The sequence below is a fragment of the Bacteroides nordii genome, from assembly GCF_019930665.1.
Classification (GTDB): Bacteria; Bacteroidota; Bacteroidia; order Bacteroidales; family Bacteroidaceae; genus Bacteroides; species Bacteroides nordii.
In genome coordinates this window covers 2,846,827-2,862,657 of sequence record NZ_CP082886.1, presented here as the reverse complement: position 1 = coordinate 2,862,657, position 15,831 = coordinate 2,846,827, and the positions used below count along the sequence as shown (strand labels likewise).

The following is a 15,831-nucleotide window of genomic DNA, read 5'->3' as shown; positions in this document are numbered from 1 at the left end:
GTAAAAAACAGGAGTATGAAAGAAAAAGTATCCATTCCCTTCATGTTGCTTGGCATATTGTTTAATGTATGCCTTATTGCAGCCAATCTTCTTGAAACTAAAGTGATTCAGGTAGGTAGTATTACCGTTACTGCCGGATTGCTTGTATTTCCTATTTCCTATATAATCAACGACTGTATTGCCGAAGTATGGGGATTCAAAAAAGCCCGTCTCATTATCTGGAGTGGTTTCGCCATGAACTTCTTTGTTGTAGCATTGGGCTTGATTGCCGTAGCTATTCCTGCTGCTCCTTTTTGGGAGGGGGAAGAGCATTTTGATTTTGTGTTTGGTATGGCACCACGTATTGTCTTTGCCAGTTTGATGGCATTTCTGGTGGGTTCATTCCTTAATGCTTATGTGATGAGTAAGATGAAAGTTGCCAGCGGTGGAAAGAACTTCTCCGCGCGTGCTATTATTTCTACGGTTGTCGGAGAAACGGCGGACTCTTTTATCTTCTTTCCTGTTGCTTTTGGTGGTATTATTGCCTGGCCGGAACTGTTGGTGATGATGGGAATCCAAATCGTGCTGAAATCTATGTACGAGGTTATTATCCTTCCTGTGACAATTCGGGTTGTAAATGCTATCAAGAAGATAGACGGCAGCGATGTCTACGATAAAGATATTTCCTATAATGTACTTAAAATAAAAGACGTTTAATAAGTGATAAGTGAGTAGTGATAAGTGATTAGTAAGCTGCGCTATGATCCGCATGGCACTAATCACTTATCACTACTCACTTATCACTACTCAAAAGTCATAATTTATGATTAATAAAAATACTGCCTTAGTCGTGTTCAGCGGTGGGCAAGATTCAACGACCTGCCTGTTTTGGGCAAAGCGTGAATTTAAGAAAGTGGTTGCCCTGAGTTTTCTTTATGGGCAGAAACATAAGAAAGAGGTAGAACTGGCACGTGAGATAGCCCGTAATGCCGGTGTGGAATTTGAAGCAATGGATGTTTCCTTTATAGGACAATTGGGGCACAATTCATTGACGGATACAATGATGGAGATGGATCAGGATAAGCCTGCCGATAGTTTTCCGAATACGTTTGTACCGGGGCGTAACTTGTTTTTTCTTAGTATTGCCGCCGTATATGCGCGTGAAAGAGGTATCAACCATATTGTGACCGGTGTGTCGCAAACCGATTTCAGTGGCTATCCCGATTGCCGGGATGCTTTTATTAAGTCTCTCAATGTAACATTGAATCTGGCAATGGATGAGCAGTTCGTTTTGCATACTCCGCTGATGTGGATTGATAAAGCACAGACCTGGGCATTAGCTGACGAATTAGGGGTGCTTGACATCATCCGTAATGATACATTGACTTGCTATAACGGTATACAGGGTGATGGCTGTGGGCATTGTCCGGCATGTAAATTGCGTCGGCAGGGATTGGAAGAGTATCTCACCAGAGAGTAACATATATAATCATCGCTTGCCGTACTTCCTCGTGCGGGAAGCACAACTTTTCATTTTATGACTGAATTAAAAGATCAACTCTCCCTTTTGGGTAGAAAAACAGAGTACAAGCAAGATTATGCTCCCGAAGTATTGGAAGCTTTTGATAATAAGCATCCCGAAAATGATTACTGGGTGCGTTTTAACTGTCCTGAGTTTACCAGCCTTTGTCCCATTACCGGACAGCCGGATTTTGCTGAGATACGTATCAGCTATCTTCCGGATGTGAAGATGGTGGAAAGCAAGAGCCTGAAACTTTATCTCTTCAGTTTCCGTAGCCATGGCGCTTTCCATGAAGATTGTGTGAATATCATTATGAAAGATCTTATCCGCCTGATGGATCCGAAATATATTGAAGTGACCGGCATCTTTACTCCGCGTGGAGGTATTTCCATCTATCCGTATGCTAACTATGGCCGCCCGGGAACGAAATATGAGCAAATGGCGGAACACCGATTGATGAATCACGAATAAAAGAGTTGTTATGCTGTACTTTTCTAAAGTAAGGAATTGTGCCAAAAGCTTTTGAAATCGAAGAATTATTCTCATTTTGCTCTTTTATTGGCTGATTCTATAACATGTGCTTTGAGATAAATACTCCTTTTAGAGGACGAATTGCATAAATGTTTGTAATAATATGCGGTCCGTGTTGTATATTTCTGCTCTATCTGCATAGATATGTACTATATCCCGGTATGTAAACCCATTTATCCCGGTAAGATAAGTCCGGTTTCTCTACGAGGAACGGTCCAAGTCTCGTAGAGAAACGCTCCGAGACTCTACGAGGAAAAAATATTTCTTCGGAAATATCCTTTTTTCAGGCTAACTGCTACTGATATTTGATCTGTCTTCAGGTAGAAAAAAGAATTATATCTGCCGGTTTTGATAATATATTGTATGGCAAATGTGAAAGAAAGAAGGAAAATGTTGCCTGATGGACAATAATCCGTGTTATCTGAAAAAATGAATATGAAAATGAAGGCGATTTTAATGACTGGTGTTCCAGTCGGTCCAAACAAGAGGAGTCTGTGGCGTCAGGAATATCACTTTGTCAAATAGTAAATTGAAAAGAAATCCAAGGCAGGCTCCCCGAAGCAATTATTCATGATGATAGGGTCCTCCATTCAATATTGTCATTGCCCGATATATCTGCTCTACAAAGATAAGGCGTATCATCTGATGAGAGAAGGTCATTTTCGACATTGAAATCTTCTCCTGTGCGGCATCATATACTCGCTGTGAGAAACCGTAAGGACCTCCGATGACGAACACCAGCCGTTTGTTCACCGTATTCATCTTCCGTTTCATGTATTCGGCAAATTCGAGAGAACGCATTTCTTTGCCATGTTCATCAAGTAGCACCACCACGTCTCCCGGTTGTAAGGCTTTGCATATAAGTTCTCCTTCTTTCTCTTTCTGTTGTTCCATCGAGAGGCTTTTGGTATTTTTAAGCTCAGGAATGACTTCCATATCGAAAGATATGAAGCGTTTGGTACGTTGGATATAGTCGTTGATAGCAGTAATATAATGTTGTTCTACCGTTCGTCCTACGACGAGCAAAGTCGTTTTCATGCTGATACAGTTCTGATTATCGCACAAAAATAGGTATTTTTTATTGTTTTCTGCAATAAATGCTTACCTTTGCGTATCATTAGATACCAGATTTAGTTGAAAACTGATATCTGAAAAGCTTGTGGTTATGAAAAAACGAGTACTTTTATGGATTGCCGGATTGCTCTTTTCCGCGTCTACGCTTTTGGCACAAGATGTACCGGTGGGTGTAGTTCTGGCATTTAAAAAAGGAAGCTCTCAGGAGCTGAACAAATTCCTGGGTGATAAGGTAGACCTCATCATTCAGAACCGCTCGACGAATGCTGACAAGCAAGCAGCAGAAAGTACCATGAATACTTTTTTTACCGAAAATAAGGTCAGTACTTTTAATGTAAATCATCAGGGGAAGCGTGACGAATCGAGTTTTGTCATTGGTACCCTGACAACTGCTAATGGAAACTTTCGGGTGAATTGTTTCTTCAAAAGAGTACAGAACAAATATTTAATTCATCAAATAAGAATTGACAAAACCAATGAATAAGGAAAAAGAACTTATAGACAAGTTGATTGACCTTGCCTTTTCTGAAGATATAGGTGATGGTGACCATACCACCCTTTCATGTATCCCTGCTACAGCAATGGGGAAATCAAAACTCCTCATTAAAGAAACCGGTGTATTAGCCGGCGTTGAAGTTGCTAAAGAGATATTTCATCGTTTCGATCCCACTATGAAGGTGGAAGTGTTTATCAATGACGGTACTGAAGTAAAACCTGGTGATGTGGTAATGATAGTAGAAGGAAAAGTACAATCGTTATTGCAAACAGAGCGCCTGATGCTGAACGTAATGCAACGTATGAGCGGTATTGCTACTATGACCCGTAAATACGCTCAAAAGCTGGTAGGTACGAATACCCATGTGCTTGATACCCGCAAAACAACACCGGGCATGCGTATTCTTGAAAAGATGGCTGTGAAGATTGGTGGTGGGGTGAATCATCGCATAGGACTGTTTGATATGATCCTCCTGAAAGATAATCATGTGGATTTTGCAGGTGGCATTGATAAGGCTATCACTCGTGCAAAAGAGTATTGCAAGGAGAAAGGCAAAGATCTGAAAATAGAAATTGAAGTACGTAACTTCGACGAATTGCAACAAGTGCTTGATTTGGGTGGAGTAGATCGCATCATGTTTGATAATTTCACTCCTGAGATGACAAAGAAAGCGGTTGAGATGGTGGCCGGCAAATATGAGACGGAATCATCCGGCGGTATCACTTTCGATACATTGCGCGATTATGCCGAATGTGGAGTGGACTTTATCTCTGTGGGTGCTTTGACGCACTCGGTGAAAGGACTTGATATGAGTTTCAAGGCTTGTTGATAACTGATTCTGATAAAATAAAATAGACTTAACCTCCTGTATGCTCAATCTATTGTAGTATGCAGGAGGTTGTTTGTTATAGGTAAGTAATCGTTCAAAATTATATGATACTCTTATTGAAATGCAGAAACTCACAGATTCACGCAAAGCATATCATCGCTCAGGTATAGCGCAGCCATTTAATCTGCGAAAATCTGCGATCATTTGCGTTTCAATAAAATGTTTGAACTAAATTTGAAGTACTACTTAAAGTCTATTGTTTTTTGTCTTTAACTTCTTTTAAATATTATCATTGCAGCATTTCTCAGAATGCTGCGTCTAACTAACAAACGACGCAGAGAGGCGTCCGTAAAAAAGCACTGACATTGGAAAACGAGATAGAACTGATAAAGGACTGTCGGGCAGGGAAAGATTCCGCTCGAAAGGAGCTTTACACCCTCTATTCTAAGCAGATGCTGGCGGTATGTTACCGTTATACGGGCGATATGGATGCGGCCCATGATGTGTTGCACGACGGTTTTATCAAGATATTCACCAATTTCTCGTTTCGTGGAGAGGCGTCACTGTCTACATGGATCACGAGGGTGATGGTAACTCAGGCACTTGATTATCTCCGACGGCAAAAACGCATCACACAGGTGATGGTTCATGAAGAACAACTGCCCGATATCCCCGATATATCCTCTGATAGAGGAAGCAGTATCTCCGAAGAACAACTGATGGCGTTTGTGGCTGAACTACCCGATGGATGCCGAACCGTATTTAACCTCTATGTGTTTGAGGAGAAGTCGCACAAAGAAATAGCAGGCATGCTTCATATAAAAGAGCATTCGTCTACTTCGCAACTTCACCGGGCCAAGTATTTGTTAGCAAAAAGGATTAAAGAATATAGAAACCATGAAGAGAGAAAATGATGAAATAACCGATCTGTTCCGTTCGCGTCTTGGGCATGCCGAGATGACGGTAAGGGATGGCTTTTGGGAAGAGTTGAGCCGTGATGTGGCAGTTAGTAGCCATCAGCGCCGTCGTGTGCTATTCTTCCGGGTAGCTGCGGCAGCCTCTGTTTTATTAGTGCTGGCAGCGTCTTCGGCAGCTTTCTGGTTTTTCTCACCGAAAGAAGAAATAGAAGAGGCATTTACACAATTAGCAGTTTCCGGTGTAGGAAATCTGGATGGTGACCGGGTGAATCAATCGTTCTCACCTGCCCATACCGAACCGGTATTGCAGAAACCGGCTCCCGGTCGGTATGCTATGTTGGTTCAGTCCGAAGGAGAAGAGGATGATTCGATATCAGTAACTGTATCTTTGTCATTCAGCTTTTCATCAACCACCTCAAGTCATCATGGATATGGAAGAGAAACGGAGAATTCCGGAGAAAATATTTGGAAGGCAGGAGTAAACAATGAGCCTGCTACTACTGTTACAGAAGAACAACCAGTGAAGCCGGTGTTGGCAGAGGTAAAGAAACCACGTACCTGGGCTGTGAAAGCTGCTGTTGGTACGGCTCTTCCGGCAGAAAACGGGAAATATAAGATGCCTGTAATGGCAGGTGTCACGGTAGAGAAGATGTTGAACAAGTATCTGGGAGTAGAATCCGGGCTGACTTATTCAAGTCTTCGTTCAGAGAATCAGAATCTTCATTATTTAGGTGTTCCGGTAAAAGTGAATGTGCATCTGGCGGAAACAAAGAAGCTGGATTTGTATGCTTCTATAGGAGGAATAGTTGAAAAATGTATAGCAGGTGCGCCGAATAATGATTTTAAGAATGAGCCTGTACAGTTGGCTGTAATAGCCGGAGTAGGGGTTAACTATAAAGTAAATGACCGGATAGCACTTTTTGCAGAGCCGGGAGTATCGCATCATTTCAAGACGGATTCAAAACTTGAAACGATACGTACAAAGCGTCCCACGAATTTTAACCTTATGTGCGGAATTCGCATGACTTATTAACCATTAAAAGAACGAACGTTATGAAAAAGACATGGATACTGCTGCTCACCGTTTTTGCGGTTCTCGCACTGACCGGATGCAGTAAAGAGACCCTGGACTATAATAATCCGGATGTTGATCTTTTTGTGAAGCAACTCAAAGCCGGAACCTATAATACAAAAAATGACAAAGGGATTGTTGAAGTCCCTCATTTTACCGAAAATGACATTCCCGAATTGCTGAATTATGCCGAGGATATGAGTGTGATCCCCTCATTTCCTTCCGTATATAACAGTAATAGTGGCAAGATCCGTTTGGGCGAATGTATTTTATGGACAGTAGAAAGTATTCGTCTGGGCTTTCCGGCTTCAATGGGGTGCCATATGGTAGAAGTGAATGCCGAAAATTACGAAGCAATCTATTTCTTGTCCGATGAAGAACTGCTGGATGCTGCAGTCCGTTACCGTCGCTGGTGGGAAAACAGACAGTATCCGCGAACGGCATGGACCATTGATCCTTGCTACGATGAGCCGCTCTGTGGTAGCGGTTACCGCTGGTGGTAGGGTAGACTAAACAACTGAACATGGCTAAACGTTTTAATCTATTGCTGCTGATTTTTTCAGTGGCCGGGACAGTACATGCCCGATGGACAAAGAAGGATGTACTACTAACTTATTAAAATGATTAATGCATTAGAGAATGACGAAGCGCTTTATATTATTTATATTAATCAGTCTGACTGCCTCAGTAGTCTGTTCGCAAGAATGGACCACACAGGATTCTATTAAATTGAATCGAATCCTGCAAGGTAGCGAAGAGATTAAACTGAACCCGGAGGCTGTGAAACAGATTGACTTCGGTTCTGACGTTATGGGCACTCCTCTCATGTCTACGGAAAAGAGTTGGATGTTGCCGGATGCGACGCTTCCGTCTGTATTGCCTAATACGTTGCCACTGAATAAAAGACAGATGCTTACCCTGCATCCTTATAAGCCGAATACACCTTATGATTGGGATCCGGTATATCAAAAAAAGATAAAAGTAGGGCAGGATACCTGGCGGGGCGATCCCTTTTATAGGATAAAGACGCTGAGATCCTATACTAACATGGAAAAAGTTCCTCAAAAGCCGAAAAGAACAGGAGGGGTACCATCCGATATTGAAGCTGTGAACCTGCGATATAATCCTTTGATGGGGCAGGCAAATGGTGCAATGGCGGGTGTGGGCATTGGTGGCCTTGATTTTATGTCTATCTTTACAAAAGATTTTTGGGATGTGAAAGGGCGTGAACGACGCGGCCGTACGTTAGAGGTATTGAAAGCCTATGGGGATTCGACTACCAGGCTTATTCCGATGCCTATATTGCAGCCCATCGCTCATTGAACTATCTGAAAGCCCGATTTGTTTAGTAAATAGTTAAGGAGTATTCAGTATTCAAATAATTTAGTTGAAACACAGATTAACGCAAATTTTCGCAAAGAATTAATTCAATTATTGCGTTGCTTTATAGTTTGCGAAAATTTGCGTTAATTCTGCGTTTAATAAAAGACGTATTAGGTATACAAAATAAAATCAAAACAAATTCAGTTTATGAATAGAATTTCTACTCTATTGGGTATTCGTTACCCTATCATTCAGGGCGGTATGGTGTGGTGCAGCGGTTGGCGTCTGGCATCGGCAGTAAGTAATTCAGGTGGATTGGGACTTATTGGCGCCGGGTCTATGCATCCGGAGGTTCTTCGCCAGCACATCCGTAAATGTAAGGCAGCTACCGATTTTCCTTTTGGAGTAAATATCCCTTTGATGTATCCTCAAATTGAGGAGATAATGAATATTGTGGTCGAAGAAGGAGTGAAAATCGTATTCACCTCTGCCGGTAATCCTAAAACGTGGACAGGCTGGTTAAAAGAACGTGGAATAACTGTCGTCCATGTAGTGTCTTCATCTAAATTTGCTGTAAAGTGTGAAGAAGCCGGAGTAGATGCTGTTGTTGCTGAAGGTTTTGAGGCAGGCGGACACAACGGGCGTGAAGAGACAACTACATTCTGTCTTATTCCGGCAGTACGTCGTGCTACGACTCTCCCTTTGATTGCTGCCGGTGGTATTGCTACGAGCGAAGGTATTCAGGCTGCTATGGTGCTGGGAGCCGAAGGTGTACAAATAGGTACCCGTTTTGCACTGACTTATGAAAGTTCTGCCAGTGATGTTTTCAAAGAATACTGTTTGCGGCTGAATGAAGGTGATACGAAATTATTACTTAAAAAATTAGCTCCCACCCGTTTGGTTACGAATCATTTTCGTGATGCAGTAGAAGAAGCTGAGGCGCGTGGTGCTTCGGCAGATGAACTGCGTGAACTATTGGGAAGAGGGCGTGCGAAGAAAGGTATTTTTGAAGGTGATCTTGAAGAAGGAGAACTGGAAATAGGACAAGTAGCTGCTTTGTTTCGTCAGCAACAATCGGTGGCAGAAGTTATGAAGGAACTGACTAAAGAGTTGAAAATTGAAAGTTGAAAATTGAAAGTTAGGCTGCGCTGTAGCTGTTGTTATTGCGCAGCCTAACTTTTAATTTTTTAATAAATAAGACTTTTAACTGTCAATTGTCAACTGTCAATTGTCAACTAAATAATTCCAAAAACATCCGCTATAGCCTTATACACTATTTTTCCTTCTACGATATTAAGGCCGAGTGCTAATGCGGGATCGTCTTTACAGGCTTGTTTCCATCCTTTTCCGGCAAGAGCTTTTACATACGGTAGTGTTGCATTTGTCAATGCTAAGGTAGAGGTATATGGTACAGCTCCCGGAATGTTGGCTACGGCGTAGTGTACGATACCATCTACTATATAGGTTGGGTCACTATGTGTGGTGGGATGTGAAGTCTCGAAACATCCTCCCTGGTCAATGGCTACATCTACTAATACCGTACCCGGTTGCATCATTTTCAGCATATCACGTGTAATGATGTGGGGAGCTTTATCTCCCGGAATAAGTACGGAACCTATCACGAGATCTACCGTCGGCAATTCCATTTTTAATCGTAGTTCCGAAGCATAGAGTGTTTTTACGTTTTTGGGTAATGTTTCGCTTAAATAACGTAAGCGGGCCAGGTTGATATCAGCTATTGTTACGTCTGCTCCCATGCCTGCTGCCATTTGTGCTGCATTACTTCCCACGATACCGCCACCAAGAATCAGTACTTTGGCCGGTTTTACGCCAGGTACACCGCCCAACAAGATCCCTTTACCACCTTGCGGACGTTCCAGAAAACGGGCCCCCTCCTGGGTTGCCATTCGTCCGGCAACTTCACTCATCGGTATTAACAGGGGTAACGAGTGGTCTGCCTTTTCTACTGTTTCATACGCCAGGCATACAGAACCATTCTCCATCATTGCCAGTGTCAACTCTTTATCGGAGGCGAAGTGGAAGTAAGTGAACAGCAATTGTCCCTTTTTAATAAGCTTGTATTCAGGAGCTATCGGCTCCTTCACTTTCACAATCATTTCGGCAATGGCATAAACTTCTTCCATTGTCGGCAGAATCTGTGCACCCACGGCTGTGTATGCCTCGTCCGGAAAGCCGCTGTTGATACCTGCTGTATGCTGTATATATACAGTATGCCCGCATTTCACAACTTCAGCAACTCCGGAGGGTGTCATACCCACACGATTCTCATTGTTCTTGATCTCCTTTGGTACTCCGATAATCATAATGTTACTGTATTAAGGATTAAATATAGGCGAATGTACAGAAAAGATCCTTATGTTATTACTCGTAACCGGATGTTTAACAGCATATTGTCAAAAATGAGTAGCCTTTGACTATTTCTGTTTATAATAGGTCGATCTTGCTGTTTTTTGAATTAATTCTGCCGGTGGGTTTTAATATTTACCCGGAATGACGTACATTTGTGATTCTAAATAGATAAGTACTGTATCCTAATTAAATGATCGTATCATTGAAACGCAGATTATCGCAAATTTACGCAAAGAATATCGTCCCTTAAGTGCAGCAAGCCATCTAATCTGCGAAAATCTGCGATCATTTGCGTTTCAATAAAACATTGGTATAGTATGAATTAAATTTGAAGTACCACTTAATGAACTATATGAAACTATATATTGCAGCTTTGTTGCTTATCTGTAGTGTACAGGCTTTTTCGCAGGAAAAGCCACAGGCATCTTTTGTCCCGCCATTTGACTTTCCGTTGACTTTGAGTGGTAATTTCGGAGAAATACGTACCAATCATTTTCACGGCGGGCTCGATTTTAAGACCGGAGGTGTTATTGGAAAGCCGGTTCGGGCGTTGGCAGACGGGTATATCTCACGTATTCGTGTTACTCACGGATCGGGGTATGTACTCGATGTTTGTTATGATAATGGCTATTCTACCATCAATCGGCACCTTAGCGGATTTACAGGAGCTATTGCAAAGCGGGTAGAAGATTTGCAGTATAAAGAGGAGAGCTATGAAGTGGAGATTGTTCCCGAACCGGGTGAATATCCTGTCAAAGCAGGACAACAGATTGCGTGGAGTGGTAACACAGGCTATTCTTTTGGTCCACACTTGCACCTGGATGTCTTTGAAACGGCTACGGGTGATTATGTAGATCCGATGCCTTTTTTCCTTAAAAAGATCAAAGATACGACTGCACCGAAAGTGGAGGGTATTATGTTGTTTCCTCAACCGGGCAAAGGGGTAGTGGAAGGAAGTCCGGAACATCGTACATTCTTACCTAATGTGGCACATCCTGTTGAAGCCTGGGGAGTGATTGGCACCGGTATCAAAGCATACGACTACATGGATGGTGTACACAATCGTTACGGAGTACATACGGTTGTCCTTACCGTAGATGGGGAAGAGGTGTTTCGCAGCACTGTGGATCGTTTTTCTCAGGAAGAGAACCGGATGATAAATTCCTGGACATGCGGACAATACATGAAGTCGTTTATTGATCCGGGAAATACCCTTCGTTTGCTGAAGGCCTCTAATGGTAATCGCGGTTTGGTGACTATTAATGAAGAAAGAGACTATCAGTTTTTGTATACGCTGACGGATGCGTTTGGTAATACTTCACGATGTCGTTTTACGGTGCGTGGAAAAAAACAGCCGATAGAGCCGTTACAACACCGTGAGAAATATTTCTTTGTCTGGGATAAAACCAATTTTCTGCAAGAACCGGGGTTAACGTTGGTTGTACCCAAAGGAATGCTTTATGATGATGTTGCTTTGAATTATCAGGTAAAAGCCGATAGTGGTGCCATTGCTTTCACCTATCAGTTGCATGATAAACCTGTTTCATTGCATAGCAGTTGTGAATTGCGCATTGGTTTGCGGCGTAAACCAATAGAGGATGCTACGAAGTATTATGTGGCACGTGTAACTCCCAAAGGTTTGTATGGGGCAGGCGGTAAGTATGAAGACGGGTTTATGAAAACGCGCATTCGTGAGTTAGGCACTTATACGGTTGCAATAGATACGGTTCCTCCTGTGATTACTCCGGTCAATCCAAAGAATTGGGCACGTACAGGAGAAATAGTGTATACTATCAAAGATAAGTCTACCGGAATCCGTTCTTATCGCGGAACCATTGACGGGAAGTATGCGTTATTTGGCAGGCCCAATATGATTCGTTCACAGTACGTATACAAGCTTGATCCGAAGCGTGTGAAGAAAGGCGGTAAACATACAGTAGAGATGGTTGCCACGGACGACTGTGGCAATGAAACGGTGGTGCGTAACACTTTCGTATGGTAAATAATCACATAATTAAGTAATATAACAATAATGAACAAGAAACTGATCCTTTGTGCTGCCTTTCTTGTGGCGGCTGTGGCGAATGCTTTCGCCTGTACCAATCTCATTGTCGGCAAGAATGCTTCTGCTGATGGTTCAACCATCGTTTCCTATTCTGCCGATTCATACGGGCTCTTCGGAGAATTATACCACTATCCGGCTGCTACCTATAAGAAGGGAACTTTGCTCGATGTTTATGAGTGGGATACCGGTAAATATCTCGGAAAGATTGAACAGGCACGCCAGACCTACAATGTCATTGGTAATATGAATGAGTTTCAGGTGACTATCGGTGAAACAACTTTCGGCGGACGTCCCGAACTGGCCGATTCTACCGGTATCATCGATTATGGAAGCCTGATTTATATCGGTTTGCAACGTTCGCGTACGGCGCGTGAGGCTATCAAGATTATGACAGATCTCGTGCAGGAGTATGGGTATTATAGTAGCGGAGAGTCTTTCACTATTGCCGATCCTAATGAAATATGGATCATGGAACTGATAGGTAAAGGCCCCGGAATCCGTGGAGCTGTATGGGTAGCTGTCCGCGTGCCCGATGATTGTATTTCGGCACATGCCAACCAGTCGCGCATCCATCAGTTTGATATGAATGATAAGGAGAATTGCCTCTATTCGCCGGATGTGATTTCTTTTGCCCGCGAGAAAGGATACTTCAGCGGTGTGAATAAAGATTTTAGTTTTGCCGATGCCTATGCTCCGCTTGATTTTGGTGCACGCCGCTTTTGTGAGGCCCGTGTGTGGAGTTACTTCAATATGTTCACAGATCAGGGTAAGGCATTCCTTCCCTATATACAGGGTGAGACAAATGACCCCATGCCATTGTTTATAAAACCGAATCGTAAAATCTCCGTGCAGGATGTGCAGAATGCAATGCGTGATCATTATGAGGGAACTCCGTTCGATATTAGCAATGATTTTGGTGCCGGCCCTTATAAAACCCCTTATCGTCTCTCTCCGTTGAATTTCAAGGTAGATGGTCAGGAATATTTCAATGAGCGTCCTATTTCTACCCAACAGAGTGGTTTTGTATTTGTGGCACAGATGCGTGCCAGTATGCCCGATGCAGTGGGTGGAGTGCTCTGGTTTGGTACGGATGATGCGAATATGACAGTTTTCACTCCGGTATATTGTTGTACGGATAAAGTTCCAGTATGTTATACCCGCGTAGGTGGAGCCGATTATATTACTTTCTCCTGGGATTCTTCTTTCTGGATTTTCAATTGGGTATCCAATATGGTATATCCCCGCTATGATCTTATGATTGGTGATATCCGTGCTACACAGCACGAATTGGAAGGTACCTTCCATGAGGCACAGGCCGGTATTGAGAGTATGGCTACCCGTCTTTATCAGAAAAATCCGGATGAAGCAAAAGCTTTTTTGACCAATTATACCAATATGACGGCACAAAGCACTTTTGACACCTGGAAACGGTTGGGCGAGTTCATTATCGTGAAATATGCTGACGGAGTGATTCGTAAAATGAAAGATGGTAAATTTGAGCGCAACTCTATTGGTCAGCCGGCAGGTGTTATCCGTCCGGGTTATCCGAAAGAATTCCTTGAAGAATACGTAAAACAGACGGGTGAACGCTATAAAGTGAAAGAGTAAATAATAGATTATTTAAAATTATTTATTAGGAATTCTTATTTTATTCTTTTACATTTGTGACTCTGAGAAAAGATTAATCAAACATTAACCAATAAATAACAATCTAAATGGAGAATCAGGAACTCATCAAGCAGGTAACTGAGAAAGCCGAAAAATGGCTAACCCCGGCCTATGATGCCGAAACTCAGGCTGAAGTGAAACGTATGTTGGCAAACGAAGATAAAACTGAGTTGATAGAAGCATTCTATAAAGACCTAGAATTTGGTACAGGCGGTTTACGCGGTATCATGGGTGTTGGTAGCAACCGTATGAATATCTATACAGTGGGTGCTGCTACGCAGGGACTTTCCAACTATCTGAAGAAGAATTTCAAAGATCTCTCTCAGATTTCTGTAGTGGTAGGATATGATTGCCGTAACAACAGTGATCTTTTTGCCCGTATCTCTGCTGATATATTCTCTGGTAATGGTATTAAAGTGTATTTGTTTGAGGATATGCGCCCTACACCGGAAATGTCATTTGCCATTCGTCATCTTGGTTGTCAGAGTGGTATCATCCTGACAGCTTCTCACAACCCGAAAGAATACAACGGTTATAAGGCGTACTGGGACGATGGTGCACAAGTATTGGCTCCGCATGACAAAGGGATTATTGACGAAGTAAACAAGGTTACTTCTGCTGCCGATATTAATTTTAAGGGTAATCCTGATTTGATTCAGATTGTTGGTGAAGACATCGACAAACCTTATTTGGATATGGTAAAGACTATCTCTATCGATCCGGAGGCTATTGCTCACCAGAAAGATATGAAGATTGTCTATACACCGATTCATGGTACGGGTATGAAACTTATTCCGCGTGCATTGAAGATGTGGGGATTTGAGAATGTATATACCGTTCCCGAACAGATGATTAAGGATGGTAACTTCCCGACTGTAGTTTCTCCGAATCCGGAAAATGCTGAAGCATTGACTATGGCTGTGAATCTGGCTAAAGAGATAGATGCCGACTTGGTGATGGCAAGTGATCCTGATGCCGACCGTGTAGGTATTGCCTGCAAAGACGATAAGGGTGAGTGGGTACTTATCAATGGTAACCAGACTTGTCTGATGTATCTGTATTACATCATCACTCAGTACAAGAAGTTGGGTAAGATGACCGGCAAGGAGTTCGTTGTGAAGACCATCGTAACTACTGAACTTATCAAGAAGATTGCTGAAAAGAATAATATTGAAATGCTCGATTGCTACACCGGTTTCAAATGGATTGCCCGTGAAATTCGTCTGCGTGAGGGTGAAAAAGTATATATCGGTGGTGGAGAAGAAAGCTATGGTTTCCTTGCCGAAGATTTCGTTCGTGATAAAGATGCCGTTTCTGCTTGTTGTCTCATCTCTGAAATAGCTGCATGGGCAAAAGATAACGGTAAGTCATTGTATGAAATGCTGTTGGATATCTACGTAGAATACGGATTCTCTAAAGAAAAGGGTATCAGCGTAGTGAAGCCGGGTAAGAGCGGTGCCGAAGAGATCAAACAGATGATGGTAGACTTCCGCAACAATCCTCCACGCGAATTAGCTGGTTCTAAAGTAATTCTTTGGAAGGACTTCCAGACTTTGAAGCAGATTGATGCTGACGGTCGTGTGACGAAGATTGATATGCCGGATAAATCAAATGTTCTTCAGTATTTCACAGAAGATGGTGATAAGGTTTCTATCCGTCCGTCGGGAACAGAACCTAAGATTAAGTTCTATATCGAGGTGAAGGGTGAGATGGGCTGTCGTAACTGCTTTGCCAGTGCCGATGCTGCCGCTGACGAGAAGATCAAAGCTGTAATGAAATCATTAGGCATTTAGTGGTGCTTCCCGCACGGGGAGATACGCCGAGCGATAATAAAAAAGCGGCTGGTTTGTGATGAACCAGCCGCTTTTTTATTACTTCATGCCTTTCAAAGACAAATATTTATTGGTATCTGTTTTCAATGTGCCAGTATGGTAGAATTATGTTTGAGAGGAGAAGAGTTTAAATTAGATCATTACTTAGATATA

Annotated in this window: 15 protein-coding genes; 13 read left to right on the top strand and 2 right to left on the bottom strand. The window is 42.5% G+C overall.

All coding sequences use genetic code 11. The features are described from left to right. Positions 1-15: 15 nt before the first annotated feature. From K8P02_RS11525 to queF, 3 genes are all read left to right on the top strand, one after another. Positions 16-696 (top strand): queuosine precursor transporter, encoded by a 681-nt coding sequence (locus tag K8P02_RS11525; protein ID WP_002561351.1) that lies wholly within the window; start codon positions 16-18, stop codon positions 694-696. 106 nt (positions 697-802) lie between these two features. Continuing rightward, positions 803-1,459, top strand: a complete 657-nt coding sequence (gene queC / locus K8P02_RS11520; protein WP_044158114.1) for a 7-cyano-7-deazaguanine synthase QueC — start codon at positions 803-805, stop codon at positions 1,457-1,459. Positions 1,460-1,516: 57 nt separating this feature from the next. Further along, positions 1,517-1,972 carry a preQ(1) synthase gene (gene queF / locus K8P02_RS11515; protein WP_002561353.1) on the top strand — a complete coding sequence of 152 codons (456 nt, stop codon included), beginning with the start codon at positions 1,517-1,519 and terminating at the stop codon, positions 1,970-1,972. A 624-nt stretch (positions 1,973-2,596) separates the two neighbouring features. Here the strand turns inward: queF and rlmH are convergent. Then, positions 2,597-3,070: a 23S rRNA (pseudouridine(1915)-N(3))-methyltransferase RlmH gene (gene rlmH, locus K8P02_RS11510; protein WP_025867180.1), complete on the bottom strand. Its 474-nt coding sequence runs from the start codon at positions 3,068-3,070 to the stop codon at positions 2,597-2,599. 127 nt (positions 3,071-3,197) lie between these two features. Here rlmH and K8P02_RS11505 point away from each other — a divergent pair, with 127 nt between their 5' ends. The 7 genes from K8P02_RS11505 (at position 3,198) to K8P02_RS11475 (ending at position 8,871) form a co-directional block, all read left to right on the top strand. Further along, positions 3,198-3,590 (top strand): DUF4783 domain-containing protein, encoded by a 393-nt coding sequence (locus K8P02_RS11505; RefSeq protein WP_007486505.1) that lies wholly within the window; start codon positions 3,198-3,200, stop codon positions 3,588-3,590. Then, positions 3,583-4,431: a carboxylating nicotinate-nucleotide diphosphorylase gene (gene nadC, locus K8P02_RS11500; RefSeq protein ID WP_002561357.1), complete on the top strand. Its 849-nt coding sequence runs from the start codon at positions 3,583-3,585 to the stop codon at positions 4,429-4,431. Before K8P02_RS11505 ends, nadC begins: the two co-directional genes overlap by 8 nt. Before the next feature lie 365 nt (positions 4,432-4,796). Further along, a complete protein-coding gene (locus K8P02_RS11495; RefSeq protein ID WP_025867181.1) occupies positions 4,797-5,345 on the top strand; it encodes an RNA polymerase sigma factor in 549 nt (182 codons plus the stop codon). Further along, complete coding sequence (locus K8P02_RS11490) at positions 5,329-6,381, top strand: outer membrane beta-barrel protein (protein ID WP_025867182.1); 1,053 nt, start codon at positions 5,329-5,331, stop codon at positions 6,379-6,381. The genes K8P02_RS11495 and K8P02_RS11490 overlap by 17 nt, the downstream gene beginning before the upstream one ends. A 20-nt stretch (positions 6,382-6,401) precedes the next feature. Continuing rightward, the gene (locus K8P02_RS11485; protein ID WP_007486507.1) at positions 6,402-6,923 is read left to right on the top strand and encodes a DUF4943 family protein; all 522 of its coding nucleotides are present in this window, start codon (positions 6,402-6,404) and stop codon (positions 6,921-6,923) included. A 136-nt stretch (positions 6,924-7,059) separates the two neighbouring features. Further along, positions 7,060-7,743 carry a DUF4858 domain-containing protein gene (locus K8P02_RS11480; RefSeq protein WP_002561361.1) on the top strand — a complete coding sequence of 228 codons (684 nt, stop codon included), beginning with the start codon at positions 7,060-7,062 and terminating at the stop codon, positions 7,741-7,743. A 207-nt stretch (positions 7,744-7,950) separates the two neighbouring features. Continuing rightward, entirely contained in the window at positions 7,951-8,871 is a 921-nt protein-coding gene (locus K8P02_RS11475; RefSeq protein ID WP_002561362.1) for an NAD(P)H-dependent flavin oxidoreductase, read from the top strand. Positions 8,872-8,978: 107 nt separating this feature from the next. On the opposite strand, the gene ald is transcribed toward K8P02_RS11475, so the two are convergent. Next, positions 8,979-10,067 carry an alanine dehydrogenase gene (gene ald / locus K8P02_RS11470; RefSeq protein ID WP_007486512.1) on the bottom strand — a complete coding sequence of 363 codons (1,089 nt, stop codon included), beginning with the start codon at positions 10,065-10,067 and terminating at the stop codon, positions 8,979-8,981. 398 nt (positions 10,068-10,465) lie between these two features. Here ald and K8P02_RS11465 point away from each other — a divergent pair, with 398 nt between their 5' ends. From K8P02_RS11465 to K8P02_RS11455, 3 genes are all read left to right on the top strand, one after another. Continuing rightward, on the top strand, positions 10,466-12,115 hold the full coding sequence (locus K8P02_RS11465; protein ID WP_025867184.1) for a M23 family metallopeptidase: 1,650 nt from the start codon (positions 10,466-10,468) through the stop codon (positions 12,113-12,115). A 30-nt stretch (positions 12,116-12,145) separates the two neighbouring features. Further along, a complete protein-coding gene (locus K8P02_RS11460; RefSeq protein ID WP_025867185.1) occupies positions 12,146-13,786 on the top strand; it encodes a C69 family dipeptidase in 1,641 nt (546 codons plus the stop codon). A gap of 107 nt (positions 13,787-13,893) precedes the next feature. Further along, positions 13,894-15,639, top strand: coding sequence for a phospho-sugar mutase (locus K8P02_RS11455; protein WP_025867186.1), 1,746 nt, complete (start codon positions 13,894-13,896; stop codon positions 15,637-15,639). Positions 15,640-15,831 lie beyond the last annotated feature (192 nt).